The organism is Mucilaginibacter sp. McL0603 (genome assembly GCF_049992945.1).
Taxonomy (GTDB): domain Bacteria; phylum Bacteroidota; class Bacteroidia; order Sphingobacteriales; family Sphingobacteriaceae; genus Mucilaginibacter.
Window position 1 is genome coordinate 2,668,324 of the sequence record NZ_CP188251.1, and the last position, 16,150, is coordinate 2,684,473.

A 16,150-nucleotide genomic window follows, 5' to 3' on the forward strand; every position below is an offset into this window, starting at 1 on the left:
TATAATACAGTTATCAAAATATTGATGACGCCACGTAACAATCGTCAGTATCCTAAATCATTATAAGCTGCGAAATTCAGGGGTAAAAAAAATCAGCAGTAAAATTTTATTATTTCAGAAGCATTCTCGTTGACCATAAATCATAAGAACAACAATCAATTTGTAAGTGGATATGGCCATCTTTTTTGGGAACCAATTCTGGCCTGTCATAAGTTTTTGTTTAATTGGCTTAAGCACCTGTAGTCACAAAATTTATGTTTGTATTGAAATAAAGGTATTGACTTACAGGGAAATATACAAACAAAAGGATGCGTAAAAACACCTGAAATGATACCGTGAAAACACGGTATTTACAAAACTATTTTTGAAATTTACAATACTATCAGTTCCGTTTTCGACTTACGCAATAAAAATTACCTTGAAAAAAAGAGTCGGCCCAAAGGAGAAGTTCTATGCCAAAGAGATAGACTTAAAAATGGCCAGATTCCAGCGAAGACTGGGTAAGATGTCCGATTATTGAACGGCTTAAACGGAATATTTCAGGCATAAATCGGCTTCAAAATACTCGCTATTTTACCCATTTTTCTGCCAGAAATCGGTCCATTTTGCTAATGGAGGGGAGCGTAAATATTGATAAGAAATTAATTATCAAGTAGTTGTATTTTATAGAATAGTTAGGGCCATATTCCCGATAAATGAAGATAACTAATTGATAATAACATAGTTATAATCTAAGTAGCCCATAGGGGAAGCTTTTCGAATCGCGCTGTGCAAAGGCCGTGAGGTGGGGATTTTGGCAATGAAACACCTCGAAACAACCCGTCGGGTAACCAATCCCGATCAGCAAGGTCTAGTCAACCACTGGAAGCGAGTCTTGCGTAGTCAGCAGTAATGCTGGCACGAAGCGTAGACAGCGACTGCTAAAGGTATGCTACTGAGCCTCGAAACGTTCCTCAATGTCGAAGTCTTGGTCCTTTCGAATATCAGGACAACATCAAACCGGCGCTATCAGACGAGCCATGTCGATTCGGCCGGGGTCGAAGGGTATGTCAGAGGCAGACTGGGGTTGTACGGCAACACAGGAGAGCCTACCGTCTCCTTACGAAATTAGGTCAAGGATGCCCTAACCCAAACAATCCGAGTTTGCAGGGTACATATCACCACCCTGCAAGTGCTAAGAAAAGGCGGTATCGAAAAAGGTATCCGGACCGAGCGGAAGCGAAGGGAAGGAAAAGGGCGGAGGCAGTCTTAGCATCCCCATAGTACTGATAGAACGGTGGGAAATCAGTTCCATGAAAGCCACCAAGTAAGGAAGGGGGATGCCTGTTTTACGGAACTGCATTTTAGAAACAATTAATGTACACAGAGACATGAAAGAATTGTTAACAGTAGAAATGCAGATAGCAGAAAGGTCACGGAAATATCCGAAGGAGGCCTTGACAAATCTGCATGATCTTATCGATGAGCCGCTGATGAAAACCTGCCTGGCAGGCCTTAATAAAAAGGGCGCAGCTGGCGTGGACGGTCAGACATGGTACGATTACCATGAACAGCACAAGGAACGAATACCTCAGCTACTGACGGCATTCAGGAGCGGGAACTACCGGGCACCACACATCCGGCGGGTATTTATACCCAAGGGTGATGGAAAGCTACGGCCGCTGGGAATAAGCACGATAGAAGATAAGCTGCTGCAAAGTGCAGTGACGAAAATCCTCTCGCCGGTATATGAGCAGCTATTCGTTCCTACCTCGTATGGATTCAGACCAGGTAAGTCACAGCATCAGGCATTGGAGGAATTATTCAGAGAAGTAAGCTTTAAAGGCAAGCGCTACATAATAGACGCCGACCTTCAAAACTATTTCGGAAGCATAAACCATCAATGTCTACGGGAATTTCTGGACCAGAGGATAAAAGATGGCGTGATCAGAAAGATGATAGACAAATGGCTCAAAGCGGGCATAATGGAAAACGGACAGGTCAGCTATCCGGAGGAAGGATCGCCACAAGGCGCATCGGTTTCCCCACTGATCAGTAATATTTTCCTGCACCATGTGCTCGATGATTGGTTCATAAAGCAAATACAACCGCTGCTGAAAGGGAAAAGCTTTATTATCCGCTATGCAGATGACTATCTGCTGGGGTTCACTCACAAGGAAGATGCGCTGCGGGTAATGGAAGTGTTGCCCAAACGGATGGGGAAGTACAGACTGACGCTGCATCCAGAAAAGACCAGGCTAATCGATCTGGTAGAAGAAGGAAAACGGGGCCAAGCCAAACAAACGTTTGACTTTTTAGGCTTTACCCACTATATGGGCAAAAGCCGGAAAGGGGAACGGATTCTGATGCGTAAGACGAGCAGCAAGAAGCTCAATACTTCGCTGAAACGGATGCATGAATGGATCAAGCTGAACAGGCATAAGCACTCCATACCGGTGCTCATCGCCAAACTGAATCAAAAACTGAGAGGCTATTATGGCTATTACGGCATCACATTCAACGCGAGAAGAATCAGCTCGTATTATCAACGGACAAGACGTATCCTCCACAAATGGTTAAACCATCGAGGGGGCAAGCGCGTTTGGACCTGGGAGAAGATTAAAAAGCTCACGGACGAATGGATACCCCTTGAGAAACCAAGGATTTATCACAGCCATTGATTAGCAAAGCCGTAGTACAGAGGAACCGTGTGCGGGAAAGCCGCTCGCACGGATCTGTGGGGGAGCGGGGAGGCAACGAACCGCGCTACCCGGACCCCTTTTTAGAGGACTTGCGACTCTTAGCGGCTTCGTAATTAAGTATTTGTTAGCTAATAAACGATTGATAAAGCCATAATAAAATTCTTATAGCAATACACAAAAGTATTATGTAAAGCAATATTGTACCAAACCTCGCAGCGTTGCTAATTTTAAATTTATAACCCATTTTCTCAAAATTATAATTTAATTTTAAAACAGCGACTCTTAGGCCCGTAGGGGAATCGAACCCCGATTTAAACCAGGCATAAATAAAATTACCGGCTCACCAAAATGACCCAATCGGAAAAATACCGTTATTAATGCCCCGCATTAGGGTAGCAGCGGCATCCTCCGTAACGCGGAGATACAGCGCATAGCCGGACCCCGCCAGCCGGCTGGAAATGCCCAAAAAATAAATTGTTAAACTTAACAAGAGCCCCGGACGCACAAACCAAAACCAAACCCCAGGTCACGGGGACCAACCAAATACAATGATACGACGCCATGTTGCCGGATGCCTAATAACAAAGATGAAAGGCAGGGAGACGTTATCACAATGAGTGATCACCTGCGAGCAGCTGGTTAAATCCAGGTTTCGATCCTGAGAAGAATTTAAAATAATATTTTTTTCAGATCAGTTAAAAATGGAAACACGCGAGGTCGAATCTGATTTTTATTTATAAAAACGCAAAAAGATGTAAATTGCGCACATGCCTGCAACCGATGCACCTTCCAAAATTTATATCGAACAAGTTGATTATATCCGGGCCATAGCCTCCGTTTCGGTCGCATTATTCCATTTAGGGGGAAGGTTTTACCAGGATTAAAGTTTGGCTGGCTGGGTGTTCAAATGTTTTTCCTTTTATCCGGATTTATAATTTGCTGGTCAATACCGAACAATTATGACTGGAGCATGGCCAGGACATTTATTTTAAAGCGAATAACAAGGATAGAGCCACCATTTATAATTTCAGTCATCCTGTTACTCGTAGTACAATATATTTTAGTACCCAATTATAAGCCTGATTGGATAAATGTTCTATTCCACTTCGCATATTTGAATAGTTTTTTCAATCAACCCTATCTAAATCCGGTTTATTGGACACTGGGAATAGAATTTCAGTTTTACCTGCTCATTGCGGTTATTTTTCCGTTGATAAATAAAAAATTCGGGTTCCTGATATTAATAGCCATATCCATCATCCCACTTTTTGTAAATATTCCGGCTCTGGGATTAATCAATGTATTTCCCGGGTTTGCTATCGGGATTTGTCTCTTTTTGATCAGGGTCAATTCACTTACACTAAAGTATTCTTTAACATTACTGATTCTAATTGTATTAACTTTCCTTGTAGAAGGTCCTTTGCAAACATCGGCCACATTGATAGCGTTTTTAATTTTGATTCTGCCAATAAAATCAAATTCCTTTATTCGCTTTTTCTCGAAAATCTCATTTTCGCTTTATTTAACGCATGATATCATTGGAAGCACTTATGTGGTGCATCTGGGTTCCCTGTTACCCAAGACTTTTTTATGGAAAGCTTTCGAATTCAGCTCTAGTTGTATTATCAGCGTGCTTTTTGCCTATCTTTTCTATTTAATGATCGAGAAGCCGTTTTTTTTGCTCTCCAAAAAGATAGTGTATCGCTAATAAATGACCTTAAACTAATGAACACCGAAATCAAACCTTCGCGCAAATAACTCCTTTGCTACAGGCGTTAAGCAGTTACGACAAGGATTAGTTACTCAAGCAGGCCAGTTTTTCAGCAACTGCGCGGAGCAGGTTCACATCGGGAGTGCGGGTAGAGATAACCGATTCCGGGCTGATTAACGCGCGGTAGGCGCCTTCTTCAACAGGTTCAAAGTTAACGGTCATTTCATCAATCAGCACAGCGATCCGGTGGGTGTTTTCCCACCGCTCGAAACGCGCCTTAAATTCACGCTCAGTTCCCTGGTAAACCAATGGTATAATAAACGCCTCATTCATAATTAAATTTTAATTTTCGAGGGGTCTGTTATAATAATCTCCGGTTTTCCCCTGTAATCAATTACCTCACCTTCCACCGTAATCGTTTTATTATCCAGCCCAATACCCAAATCTTTGGCCTGACCCTTCAGCGCTATCGTCAATAACTGGTTGGGATAAGCCGCCCCTAAATTTACCAGTACCATGCTGCCTATATCTTTACAGCCGTAAACTTTACCCTGAACACTCACAATTTTACCGACAGCATTTTTAACATCTTCTAATTTCACGACAGCAGCACCGGGTGCGCTTGCCGGCGAAGGAGCCAAGGCAACATTAGTTATTTTAACCTGCTCATTATTAAATAATTTATTTAATTCACCCGCTAAGCGGATACCCGCCTGGTCAATACGTTTACGGATTACAGGAATATATTTCTGATAGTAAGCCTCATCAATTTCCTGACCAGGTTTAACCTGCGCATAGAGTTCACTGCTGATCTGGTAACTTTCCCAGATCCACTCCATAGGACTATCGGATTGCCATTGTTTGATCTGCGCTGCCGTAGCCACGTCATAAGCTCTGGCGATGTCAGTCTCATTCAGGCCTTCATGGTCGATCAGTTTACTGTCCCAAAGGCTGTGCAGGTTCGTGCCTTTGTTATCGAAACGAACCTGTATCGTATTGCCGCCCTTGTCTTCTTTCCGGCTGATATGCATCGGCTGGTGCGCGTCGCCCACCAGGTGGATCAGATATTTCAGCGCCTCATTCTTTTGATCCGGTGTCAGGCTTTTATCTTTCAGGTTAGCTTCCGTTTTGAGAATAGCGCTGTAAACATTGTTATCGCTTTCACTCACAAATTTCACAAACTGTTCGTGCGTTAGTCCTAAAGGCAGGTTCAGAAAATGCCAGGGCGCGGTAGTATTGTTTCTGTTCTCATCTGCCCAGGTAGCTACATCTGCCATGCTTTCGCCTTTCAAATAAGCCGAAACGACATAGGCAGTATTACTGGTCAGATGTTTTTGGGCTATAGTCGCCACCGCGCGGTGACCTTTAAAACCCCAGGAAATTAATGCTATTGAAACGCCTATCAGGCCGAAATTGAACAATCTCTTCATACTGCGAATATAATTGGACTATGGTTTAAATTTTAAATACTGTTTATAAATATCAGCTCACCAGTTTAAAGGCCAGGTTTACCGCGACTATCAAAGCTGAGTACCCCCGTTCCTTTTGCGGTTACAAATTATGCTAAAAATATTAGCATAATAAAATATCTTTGATAATTTTGATGACCCGTTTTATTCAGAATGAAAATACCCGCAGATATCAGCTATACCCAGGAAATGCTCCGCGAGGCAATGGAGCTGCTGGAAGATACTTACCCTAACCCCGGCATGTTCGAGCGGCAGCGGCATAGCACACTCAGGAAGCGGTTTGAACAGCATGAGCTGATCAAAAAGGAACTACGGACAGCATTAAACGGGATCGATACGCAGTAAAGACACCTTGAATTAGAGGTAAGGGAGGGACATGTGGAGCGTAAAAAAACAGCCGGCAAAAAGAGAAGTACCCGGCTTTAGTTTAAATATTGATTAACTGATAACGGGATTTCATTTTCATAAATTTTTGAATTGAAGTGCTTGTTTTATATTTTTATCTGGCGGCACATTATCCGGCCAAATTGCAATCAATAATAAAATTGAAATGCTCAGCGCAAGATAAGGAGGGAAGTACCCCAGATCTTACCGCTATTGTTGATTCGTTTTGAGGCATTATGCTTTAATTCGTTTACAATCAGTGTTATAATATTAAACTAGTGTTTGGATAGAAAATACATCAAGTAACTGGTTTTGGAAACTGCGCGTTCTTTTGTAGACCCCGTCACCATTCGGTGAACCATCAGTATTCGTGTTGCCCTCAAGAGTCTCAAAAAAAGTGTCGCCCACAGCGGCAATTACCCCTGTATGATGCCACCCCGATATTGGACGGCGCAAAAGGAAAAGATCCCCCGGATGGACTAGGCCTGGATTATTGCGTATATCCCCGGAATCGATGAGTGCGCCGGAGTGTTTACCGTGATTACCTACTTCATCACAACTAAAACTTAGCGGCATAAGATTACGGAAATCCTTGCCCTGCTGGGAAGCGGCCTGGTCGAGTATTGTTTGGGCAAAACCCATACACCAGAACCAGGCAGTTCCTTCGTTACCGCCCATGTAGCTCCGAACCCAGGGACCGCTATTGGACTGACCATTAATCACCAGCTCAAAAGGCCGTTGTGCCAGGTGAGCCTGCGCTATGTCCACTATGATCTGCCGCAGGCCCGTACCTGGACTGGTTGCACTAAAGGCTTCATTAATGGGGCCGCACAAAAGGCCGAATAAAGCAGCGTCAACAATTCCGCTCGTGTCCAGTTGATTGGCAGCCTGAAAATTCGTGACCGCATGTGCAGTGCCCGGACCAAAGATTCCATCAATCCCCGTTGCTGTACCCGCCGCAGGGTGGTTATGCGCGAAAAGGTTGAGCCACGATTGTATTTTCCGGACGTCGTTCGGGGCGTTTGTGGTGGTTTGGGAACACTCCGCACTGATGCTGAGCTCGTTCTTGTAAAAGGTCTTGATCATATGGAGGAAGGTTAATTGCTTTGTACACAGATGCTTTCTATTAAAGGTATTGAAAAACGATTATCCTGGTCAAGCGTAAAAACACTCATAGTGCACCGTGAAAACACGGTTTTTTCACAGAACAGATTGTAAGCAGATTACAGAGAGTCCCGCTTTGTAATATTTTAAAATACTAAGGATTAAGACGGACCATAGTTATCTTTTCCAATTGTTTATATTTTCTTGTTCCAACTGGTAGTTTAAATTTTCGTATCAGCTAACTGAATTGAATCACAATTCCCTGAACACTCACTGGTCCTGCTAACATTCCAGACCCCCCGGAAACATTCTTTAAATACCGTGAAAACACCCTGTAAATAACGTAAAAATACTCGTCGCAGCCAGCATCCCTTTTGTTAGGTTTGTGGTAATAAATCGTTATAAATTAGTTCATTAAGTAAATTATACCTTAATCTGAAAGTATGAAAACGATAATTACAGTTGTGCTACTCTGCACTTGGCTTCCCGCAAAGTGTTTTGTAGGTCCAACGCTTAAATGTGCAAAATGGTGATTGAGTGTTTTATTGCCTCCCACAAAAAAAACGCTCAATCGCAACACTATGGAGTAAACTGAAAATCCAGATTAAAGAATAGGCAAATACTTTAAATAGAACCATTATGGAACAGTTATCTGCGGCATCGCTTGCCGATTTGCTTCCAAAGGAAGCAGGAAATAATTTCATTCAGAAGAATGCTAATGCGATTTCTAAAACAGTGCTTGACATTTTGAAAAGCAATCTTCAAAACTATACTTTTACCGAGATTCAAGAGGCTTATGAGAAAGCTGCAACAAACATTAGAATCTCAGTTGACTGGGAAACTTTTTTTTGTTTAATACTGAACAGACTTCCCGGTCAATGGAAAAAGCTTACAAATAATCCCGGCATTAGTGCAAGCACAATGTTTCTTTTGACAGACGGGACGGTGCTCTGCCAACAGGCGAATGATAATAGATGGAAGAAATTGCGAGCGGACACTTCCGGCAGTTATATCAATGGGACATGGAGTGATATATCGCCGTCAAATGATAAACGATTGTATTATGCATCAGCCGTTTTATCTGATGGCAGATTGATTGTTTGCGGAGGCGAGTACGGTGGTAGCAACAGCGGTGTATGGAGTAACAAAACTGAAATTTACGATCCTGTTGCAGATACCTGGACGGAAATCGCTCCGCCAACAGGATGGGGAAATGTAGGTGATTCTCCGAGTGTATTATTTCCAGATGGACGTTTGTTTATCGGAAAATATAATGAAACAAAAACCGCTATTTATGATCCGGGTACCAATGCGTGGACAGCAGGAGCGGACAAACCTTCTACTTCTTCTGAAGAAAGCTGGGTTTTACTCCCGGACAACACGGTAATAACTGTAAGATGCGATTCATCACAGCGGGCAGACAAATATATTATTGCTGCGAACACATGGGTAGATGGGGGAACGCTACCGCAAAATATTATAGAATTATCATCGAGTGAAATAGGCGCTGCAGTTTTACTGAATAATGGCAATACACTTTTTGTAGGAGCCAATGGACGCACGGCAATTTACACGCCGCCCGCCATTGCTTCCAATCCGGGGACTTGGGTGCATGGACCAGGTTTCCCTCCGGGACCAAATGGTGAGACAATCGGCTCAAAAGATGCTGCCGGTTGCCTGATGACCAATGGACGTGTACTGATTGCCGCAGGACCTGTAGATGGAAGCAGTTGGCTTACGCCTACTTATTTTTATGAATATAATGGCAGCGCTCTTCACAAAGTTGCCGATCCTTCCAATAATTCAGGATATCCTTATGAAGGCCGGATGCTGCTATTACCAAATGGGCAAATTCTTTTTACGTCACAGACCAATGAAGTGTATTTATATACCTATTATGGTTGCATAAATGCGTGTTGGAAGCCCTATATTACCTCATGTCCGTCCGAAGTGCGGCCTTTCCATACGTATACTTTGCAGGGTACACAATTTAATGGTTTGTCGCAGGCTGTGGGTTATGGTGATGATGCAGCATCGGCTACTAATTATCCGCTCGTACGTATAAAACATTTGTCGACTGGCAGAGTCACTTATTGTCGCACGTTTGACCACAGCAGTATGGGAGTAGCTACAGGCAGCGCAATTCAAACAACAAATTTCGGCATTCCTTTTGCTACACCTGAGGGCATTTCAGAATTAAAAGTGATAGCGAACGGCATAGCATCACCACCACGTATTATTGACGTCAGGCATTTTCGTTTTCCCTTTCCCATCGATGAAATATTGGTAAACATACTTATTGGAAACCTTGCGGATGGTCCTTTGTGGGTATTGTCTCCAAATGGTCCAAAACCTATCGATCCATGGGGGCCCAAATACAAGAAGGAAGTAAAAGAAGCACACGAACAAATAAGAAATGGATTGCTTACGCTTCAGCGAATTGGAAACAAACTTTTCAATGAACAGATAAAATTGTTGGAGGAACACCCTGCGCCAATACCCGATGAATCTAATGAAGATGAAGAAGAAAAAGAAAAGAAGAAAAGCAAAGAAAAATAGGGAAGATGAACTACCTAAAAGATAGGAAGAAAAAGTATTATTTGGATAGGGGTACTAAAGTCGAATCGCCTAGCTGAAGGTATGCGCCTATTATCTGCAATTTTTTAGTTTATTCATACTTTTTTATGAGATCAGGCAGACGCTCAGAAATTATTATCCTGAAAGTGTGCTCTGCATTTTTTTAGCGATCATTGCCGCTGCTGACTTAGGGTTCAATCGGTACAAAAAATCCATGGGCGAACCAGCCAATAATAACTTCTCTATTCTCCCGAATTAAAAAGGCAATGAAAATACAGTGAAAACACCTGTTGTTTTTACTAATGTGCTTAGATATTTTAGTTAACGGTTTATTCAATCCTTCAGCTCATGAAATCAAGACATTCAGGGACTTATGTATTAAAAGAATTATTGGTGATTTTGGCTGCAATCGTTTTATGTCTTTTATTTTGGCCGGATACTCATAAACCAGCTGTCCATGATAACATGCTGCATCTTAAGATTAACGATCTGAGTCATTCTGTGAGCTACAAAGGCTATCAGGATTCTACAGATATAACCTACACTGATAAAACCATAAAGAGCCTTAGTGATCTCTGTTCTCATGTTTATAAGAGTTCAGATACCGTTTTGCATTCAACTCATAAACCGTATCCTACAGATGTTTACGTTTTTGAAGGCAGTCACTTTTTTTCTGGGGATACACTCCTGGCGACCCCCAATAATTTATTTCTTGACACAGCATACTTTAATTCTGATCTAAACCTAACACAATGCCCAACAATTGCGCGACCCAAGGATTCCCTGGCATCATTGAGCATTGGAAATACGAGGATAGACGGTGATTTTGAATTTTATTTTCGTAAAGTGAAAACGGACATCAAATTTGATCAGTGTGATTTTCAGGGAAAGGTCAATTTTATAAGTTTTGATACTCTTCAAAATAATCTGTCATTTTACAAATGTAATTTTAACAAAGAATTCAATGGAAATGAGGGAAGCTCGAGGAGCAATCTCGAAGCAGCCCCTGCCGCCAGGTTAAAAACTTTTAGAAGTCTTTCTTTTAATAATTGCGCGTTCAAAGGAAATTTTAATCTTTTAGGTTCACTCTTTATTCCCAAAGCTCAATTACTTATCGTAAACAGCATTATGCCTGACACCATCAACCTTTCGGGTCTAAAAATAGATCTCGTTGATTTTACCGGCGTGAGAGACAGTCTTGGCAATATCACTTATCTCAATCTTGTCGGGTCCGACATCACCAGATTCAATCTCGAATACAGCCATTTCCATTTATATTTCCCTCCTTCTACACCACCTGATCAAATAACCGGGACTTATCAACGATTGCTTAAATTGTTTAAAGACGAAGGATTCGATAATAGTTACGAAAAGTTAGATATCGAGTTCAAATATCAAAATGCGATCATGAACAATTACAAACGGAACGCCTGTCTTTTTGTTTTTTGTGATAATCACAAATTAGGACATCTAGGTGATAATCTTTGGACCGTTGTTAATTTTTTTCGACTCCCAGTGATAGGCTATTGGATAAATAGAACTTGGTGGAACTTTGGTTACGACCGTATACGCGTGTTAATCTGGTCCCTTCTTATCATATTGCTGTTTAGCTGGTTTAATATATATATCTTTCAGAACTTATTGGCCGTCTTTTATGTCGAAAAGCTAGACCCCTCAACCATATCCAATGTCGACCAAACGAATAAATTAAAGCTATTACGCTATTGGTATTGTCTGATATATACTGGCTTTGTCTTCTTCAAGATTGATTTTGATTTCAAGAATATGAATTTTGCGAGCAGATACATGCTTATCTTGCTTTTTCAATATCTGATCGGTTTAATTTGTACCGCGTTTATCATCAACCTGATATTAGGTAAATAACGGGGGGTGTTAAAAAATCAATATCCTCTTTCAAGAAATCATATCAGCATTTGAAAGTGAGTAAATAAGTTTTCCTCTATGGTTAGTCTTGGTAGGCCAATAATTTAAAACTTGATTTTTATGAAATCTTGTCGTTCCATCCTCTCGACATTAACTACTTCCTGCTCTATTTTGTGTTCAGCAAAATGGCATGATTTTCTGTAAATTATAATTTAAAGAAAAAAAGTTTAAATAAGTGATGTAATTGACTGATAGTTAATAAAAAATACCGTTAAAACACCTTTTAAATTGGGTGATTTTACCGTGAAAAATTGATCGCATTCTTTCTAAGTTTAACCATTCGCTTTGAACAAACCTAACGGCCATGACACATCATAATCTCTTTAAAAAATCTGTCGCTTTAATAATCGGAACTGCCTTATTAAATGGTTGCGCTTCACTGACCAAGTCTCAATTAAACGAAGTAAATACCTTCGGGCAGCTCACCAGTAACTTTTCAGCTTATCCGAGCAAATTTATTTTAAGTTTTAATACCATAAATGAAAAGGAGGCCCTGCTGCGGGCCAACAGCAGAATTGATCCGGACACTCATTTTACGGAAATAGATAGTGCTTACCAGCATAAAAAAGAAAACGATACTTTAACCGGAAAATCTGACCTAACCTTTAAGATCATTGATAAATACGCTCAGGCCCTTGTACTGCTAACAGCCGATAAGCATACTAAACAACTGGATACTGCTGCGAAAAGTTTCGGGACGAACATCGATGGCCTGATCACAAATTATAACAAGATAGATTCCAAAGACCAGCTTCCTACCGGTATTGGAGGGGCCGTCGCTGAATTGATCACTCTTGGTGGTGAGCAATTTATCCGCAGCCGGCAGGCTAAAGAAACAAAGGATTTCGTCACTAAGGCGGATCCGATGATCATCAGGCTGACAAACAATGTTATTGCGCAGTTAGGAAATGGTGCTAAAGATAAAAACGGGCAACCTGTAACATTCTCGGATCTGGTTAACCAGCTCAGACAGGACATCAAAACAGATTATAAGGCCTTTTTAGGAAAAAGAACCACCGATATCGTAATCAAAAAGAACAAGGATAACGCGGATTACAGCGCATCGTTTATTAATTACCGCTATGCCACATTGGACGATGACAGGGAATGCCTTCAACTGCTGTCTGATTTAGACGCGCTTCAGCGATTACTGAATGATACAAAAACAGCAACTGCAAATCTGGCAAAGGCTCACCACAAACTGCTTACCGACATTGATACTAAAAAGTCCCTGGTTGAGTTCGCTACGGAACTCCAAACTTATGGCGATAACATTAAAGATCTGAAAACAGCAATTCAAAAAATCAAATAATCATGGATACTGCAAAGATAAACACACTTCAACAAGTTAATGCAGCCATAGCGGCCCTTGACCAGATCGCAAACGATAACACGGATCCGGCGACAGCAATAATAATTGAAAAAATTTCGCATGGGTTAGAGACCATTAAAAATGATATCATATCCGAAGCGGAAACCGCTCTCGTCAACGCTTTGGGCAGTGACACCAAGGCACTGAATGATTTGGTTGCCCAAATTGACGCAGCTGATACGCAGTTGGATAAGATTACCGGGATTGTAAAAACAATAAGTACAACCATTGGGACCTTGGTCAATATTACAAGTTCGGCAATGTCTGCGGGTCTGCTTTAGTCTTGAATCGTTCCGGTTAGGTTAGGCGTCCCCGCTTAACCGAGAAAACATTTTTAGTGTCCCGTTCATGCATATGGAAACAACTTAGTGATTATAAAATCAAGGGCACAAAAGCCCAAAATCTTTCGGTTAAGGCTTGTGAACTGATCCGGGGGCGGTGAGTCCCCCGGATCAGGGACCTGCATCTTTTCGTCCATTTTGGAGGATGAATACAATCTGAACGGGCCACCAATTCCCCTGGACAAAACGCCCCAAATTCTTATGCTTAATTCTTTTAACTTAATTGAGGGGGCTGGATCGGCTCAGTCGGTAGCAACTTTAAATAAAACTCATTATTATTCTGTTTTTCAAGATATTATAGGTGTTTTAACCGGTGAAATAGGGTGTTTTCACGGTGCTTTTGTAACAAAAAACAGTTTAAATTTATTTTTCAACCTTTTAGCCATGCACCCATTTACATTTAGCCGGTATAGGCTGCATTCCGGAACTTTTCGTTTTGTTATGCTCGCCTCGATCCCGCTGCTTTTTAGTTCCTGTAAATCCAAAATCTACGAATTTGACGTAAAGCCACGTACAATCTGGCCATCGGATAGTGTACGGGTCACCTATAAAGTCCGTGGTGAAGCAGTGCTGTTGGTTTATGACCGGAAGATCAACAAGGATACCACCTACCGTCAATTTACGCTTGGTTTTCCGGGGCAGGAGGGAGGCAGGCATCTGCAGGTTACTATACTGAACGAAGGCGACCTCGATGAAGTGGCGTTTGACGGCCATTTTGCCGCCGATAGCCTGGTTGCGTCCGGTATCAAGAACCTTGCCCGCTGGGGGAGCGGTTTTGGTGTCGGCACCGTAACCAACCCTGGACCCTATCCTTTAGATATTTATCATGAGGGCCGCAAGCTGCACCTCGGCATAGGGAAAGCAGACGCCAAGGTACTTAACGGGACCGCCGTTCGGGGTGCCTGGGCGCTCTGCGCCGCGATTTCTCCGGCCCAACGGGCCGATAGCACCCACCTTAACCCACGCCTGAATATCCTGATTACTTTAAAAAAACAATAAATATGTCATTAGCCAATATAAAAACGGTTATTCTCGTGATGTTCGAGAACCGCTCCTTCGACCATATGCTCGGTCACCTCAGTCTCCAGGGCATTCAGCCCGATGCCGACGGCCTGGTGAATCCACTTTCCCAATATGCCAATGTTTACCAGGGGGATCCCTATCCGCCTTTTCCCATGCCGGGGGATACGCAGCTCGACTTTGACGTGCCGCATGAATACCCTTATGTAGCGGCACAATTGCACCGCTCTCCCGTGAACGGGCAATTGCTGATGGACGGCTTTGTCGAAGCCTATGCCGATTATGATAAGGTTGTGCCCAATCCGCAGCCGGATCCAATGGGGTACTTTACCGCTGATCAGGTACCGGTTACCAGTTTCCTGGCACAAAAGTTTGCGCCTTGCGACCGCTGGTTCTGTCCTTTGCCAACCAGCACGCAACCCAACCGTACAGTGGCTTTCTGCGGCAAAAGCGCCATTTATAAAACCGGATTGCAGATCATACCCGACACTGACAATATCTTTGATTGGCTCGACAGGCAGCCTGTTCCCGTCAGCTGGCGGGTTTACCATGACGGTTTTTCTTTTTTCGCGCTTTATCCCGGCCTATGGGGCAAGGTACTGGGCGATAATTTTCGGGATTATGAAGAGCTTTTCAGGGATATGCAGGAGGGGACCGATGTTCCGCAGGTCATTATCGTTGAGCCCAGCTACGAAGACGCCCCCCATATTGGCCCGGATCACCCGAACGACAACCACGCCCCGCTGGCAATAGGCTGGGGCGAAGACTTTTTGCGCCGCACTTATCAGGCTGCGACGGTCAATCCTGAACTCTGGAAGCAGACCCTGATGGTCGTTTATTATGACGAGCACGGCGGCTTTTACGATCACGTCGCTCCGCCTGCATTTAATAACGCGAGGGACAATGCCAGTCCGCCCGATGCACCTCCTTTCAGCACCCTCGGCCCGAGGATACCCGGTATATTGGTATCTCCCTGGGTCGACCCGGGTAAGGTTATTCATGACCGGTATGACCATACCTCGGTATTGCAGTTGCTGGGGGAACTTTTCAATCCTGACAAAGCCTATTCAGATGCGGTAACTTACCGCAGTGAAAACGGCATCGCCAGCATTTCCTCGGCACTGACCGATACGCCGTCGTCCATACCGGCGCCACCGGCGCCTTCCGGCGCGATTAACGTCAAATCCGCATTGGGCGATAATATTCCAACGCCGCCCGTCAGCCCAATGGGGCAGGCCTTTGAACAAGCAGCGGTCGACATGATGTCGCAGCAACCGGAAGGTGTAAAAGACAAATACCCGGAACTCTACCAATGGAAGGCCGCTGTTGACCAGGCCAGGAGCACATGACCTTTTAAAATGAAACGCTTTACCCAAACGCGCCATCGCATATGCAAACCCTCAAAAAAGAAATTTCTAAAACAGGGAGCCGGGAGAGGGGCTAAGGGCCCTGAAACTTCGACGGGCGATAAATGGCTGTTTGGCGACAGCGGTAGGGCACCTTCGCTTAAATTGGATGAACAAATTCCATTATTCACCTAAATATCT

The 16,150-nt window shown here is 43.1% G+C and carries 14 protein-coding genes; 11 read left to right on the forward strand and 3 right to left on the reverse strand.

The features are described 5' to 3' along the window. The first annotated feature begins 1,319 nt into the window (after positions 1-1,319). Complete coding sequence (gene ltrA / locus ACPPVU_RS12540) at positions 1,320-2,660, forward strand: group II intron reverse transcriptase/maturase (protein WP_426671913.1); 1,341 nt, start codon at positions 1,320-1,322, stop codon at positions 2,658-2,660. 916 nt (positions 2,661-3,576) lie between these two features. Continuing rightward, positions 3,577-4,389 carry an acyltransferase family protein gene (locus tag ACPPVU_RS12545; RefSeq protein ID WP_426672199.1) on the forward strand — a complete coding sequence of 271 codons (813 nt, stop codon included), beginning with the start codon at positions 3,577-3,579 and terminating at the stop codon, positions 4,387-4,389. An 87-nt stretch (positions 4,390-4,476) separates the two neighbouring features. Here ACPPVU_RS12545 and ACPPVU_RS12550 read toward each other — a convergent pair whose 3' ends face one another. Together ACPPVU_RS12550 and ACPPVU_RS12555 are read right to left on the reverse strand one after the other, a co-directional pair. Next, positions 4,477-4,725 carry a hypothetical protein gene (locus ACPPVU_RS12550; protein WP_426672053.1) on the reverse strand — a complete coding sequence of 83 codons (249 nt, stop codon included), beginning with the start codon at positions 4,723-4,725 and terminating at the stop codon, positions 4,477-4,479. A 2-nt stretch (positions 4,726-4,727) separates the two neighbouring features. After that, entirely contained in the window at positions 4,728-5,822 is a 1,095-nt protein-coding gene (locus ACPPVU_RS12555; RefSeq protein WP_426672054.1) for a S1/P1 nuclease, read from the reverse strand. A 192-nt stretch (positions 5,823-6,014) separates the two neighbouring features. Here ACPPVU_RS12555 and ACPPVU_RS12560 point away from each other — a divergent pair, with 192 nt between their 5' ends. Beyond that, positions 6,015-6,206, forward strand: a complete 192-nt coding sequence (locus ACPPVU_RS12560) for a hypothetical protein (RefSeq protein ID WP_426672055.1) — start codon at positions 6,015-6,017, stop codon at positions 6,204-6,206. A gap of 309 nt (positions 6,207-6,515) precedes the next feature. Here ACPPVU_RS12560 and ACPPVU_RS12565 read toward each other — a convergent pair whose 3' ends face one another. After that, complete coding sequence (locus tag ACPPVU_RS12565) at positions 6,516-7,244, reverse strand: peptidoglycan-binding domain-containing protein (RefSeq protein WP_426672200.1); 729 nt, start codon at positions 7,242-7,244, stop codon at positions 6,516-6,518. On the opposite strand from ACPPVU_RS12565, the gene ACPPVU_RS12570 reads away from it, so the two are divergent. From ACPPVU_RS12570 to ACPPVU_RS12605, 8 genes are all read left to right on the forward strand, one after another. Then, a complete protein-coding gene (locus tag ACPPVU_RS12570) occupies positions 7,152-7,346 on the forward strand; it encodes a hypothetical protein (protein ID WP_426672245.1) in 195 nt (64 codons plus the stop codon). The genes ACPPVU_RS12565 and ACPPVU_RS12570 overlap by 93 nt on opposite strands. A 642-nt stretch (positions 7,347-7,988) precedes the next feature. Then, positions 7,989-9,908 (forward strand): hypothetical protein, encoded by a 1,920-nt coding sequence (locus ACPPVU_RS12575; protein WP_426672056.1) that lies wholly within the window; start codon positions 7,989-7,991, stop codon positions 9,906-9,908. Positions 9,909-10,274: 366 nt separating this feature from the next. Then, positions 10,275-11,810 (forward strand): hypothetical protein, encoded by a 1,536-nt coding sequence (locus tag ACPPVU_RS12580; RefSeq protein ID WP_426672057.1) that lies wholly within the window; start codon positions 10,275-10,277, stop codon positions 11,808-11,810. A 364-nt stretch (positions 11,811-12,174) separates the two neighbouring features. Continuing rightward, a complete protein-coding gene (locus tag ACPPVU_RS12585) occupies positions 12,175-13,182 on the forward strand; it encodes a hypothetical protein (protein ID WP_426672058.1) in 1,008 nt (335 codons plus the stop codon). A gap of 2 nt (positions 13,183-13,184) precedes the next feature. Next, positions 13,185-13,523, forward strand: coding sequence for a hypothetical protein (locus tag ACPPVU_RS12590; RefSeq protein ID WP_426672059.1), 339 nt, complete (start codon positions 13,185-13,187; stop codon positions 13,521-13,523). Between the two features lie 261 nt (positions 13,524-13,784). Continuing rightward, a complete protein-coding gene (locus ACPPVU_RS12595; RefSeq protein WP_426672060.1) occupies positions 13,785-14,582 on the forward strand; it encodes a hypothetical protein in 798 nt (265 codons plus the stop codon). A gap of 2 nt (positions 14,583-14,584) precedes the next feature. Continuing rightward, entirely contained in the window at positions 14,585-15,952 is a 1,368-nt protein-coding gene (locus ACPPVU_RS12600; RefSeq protein WP_426672061.1) for an alkaline phosphatase family protein, read from the forward strand. A gap of 9 nt (positions 15,953-15,961) precedes the next feature. Next, positions 15,962-16,144 carry a hypothetical protein gene (locus ACPPVU_RS12605; RefSeq protein WP_426672062.1) on the forward strand — a complete coding sequence of 61 codons (183 nt, stop codon included), beginning with the start codon at positions 15,962-15,964 and terminating at the stop codon, positions 16,142-16,144. The last annotated feature ends 6 nt before the right edge of the window (positions 16,145-16,150 follow it).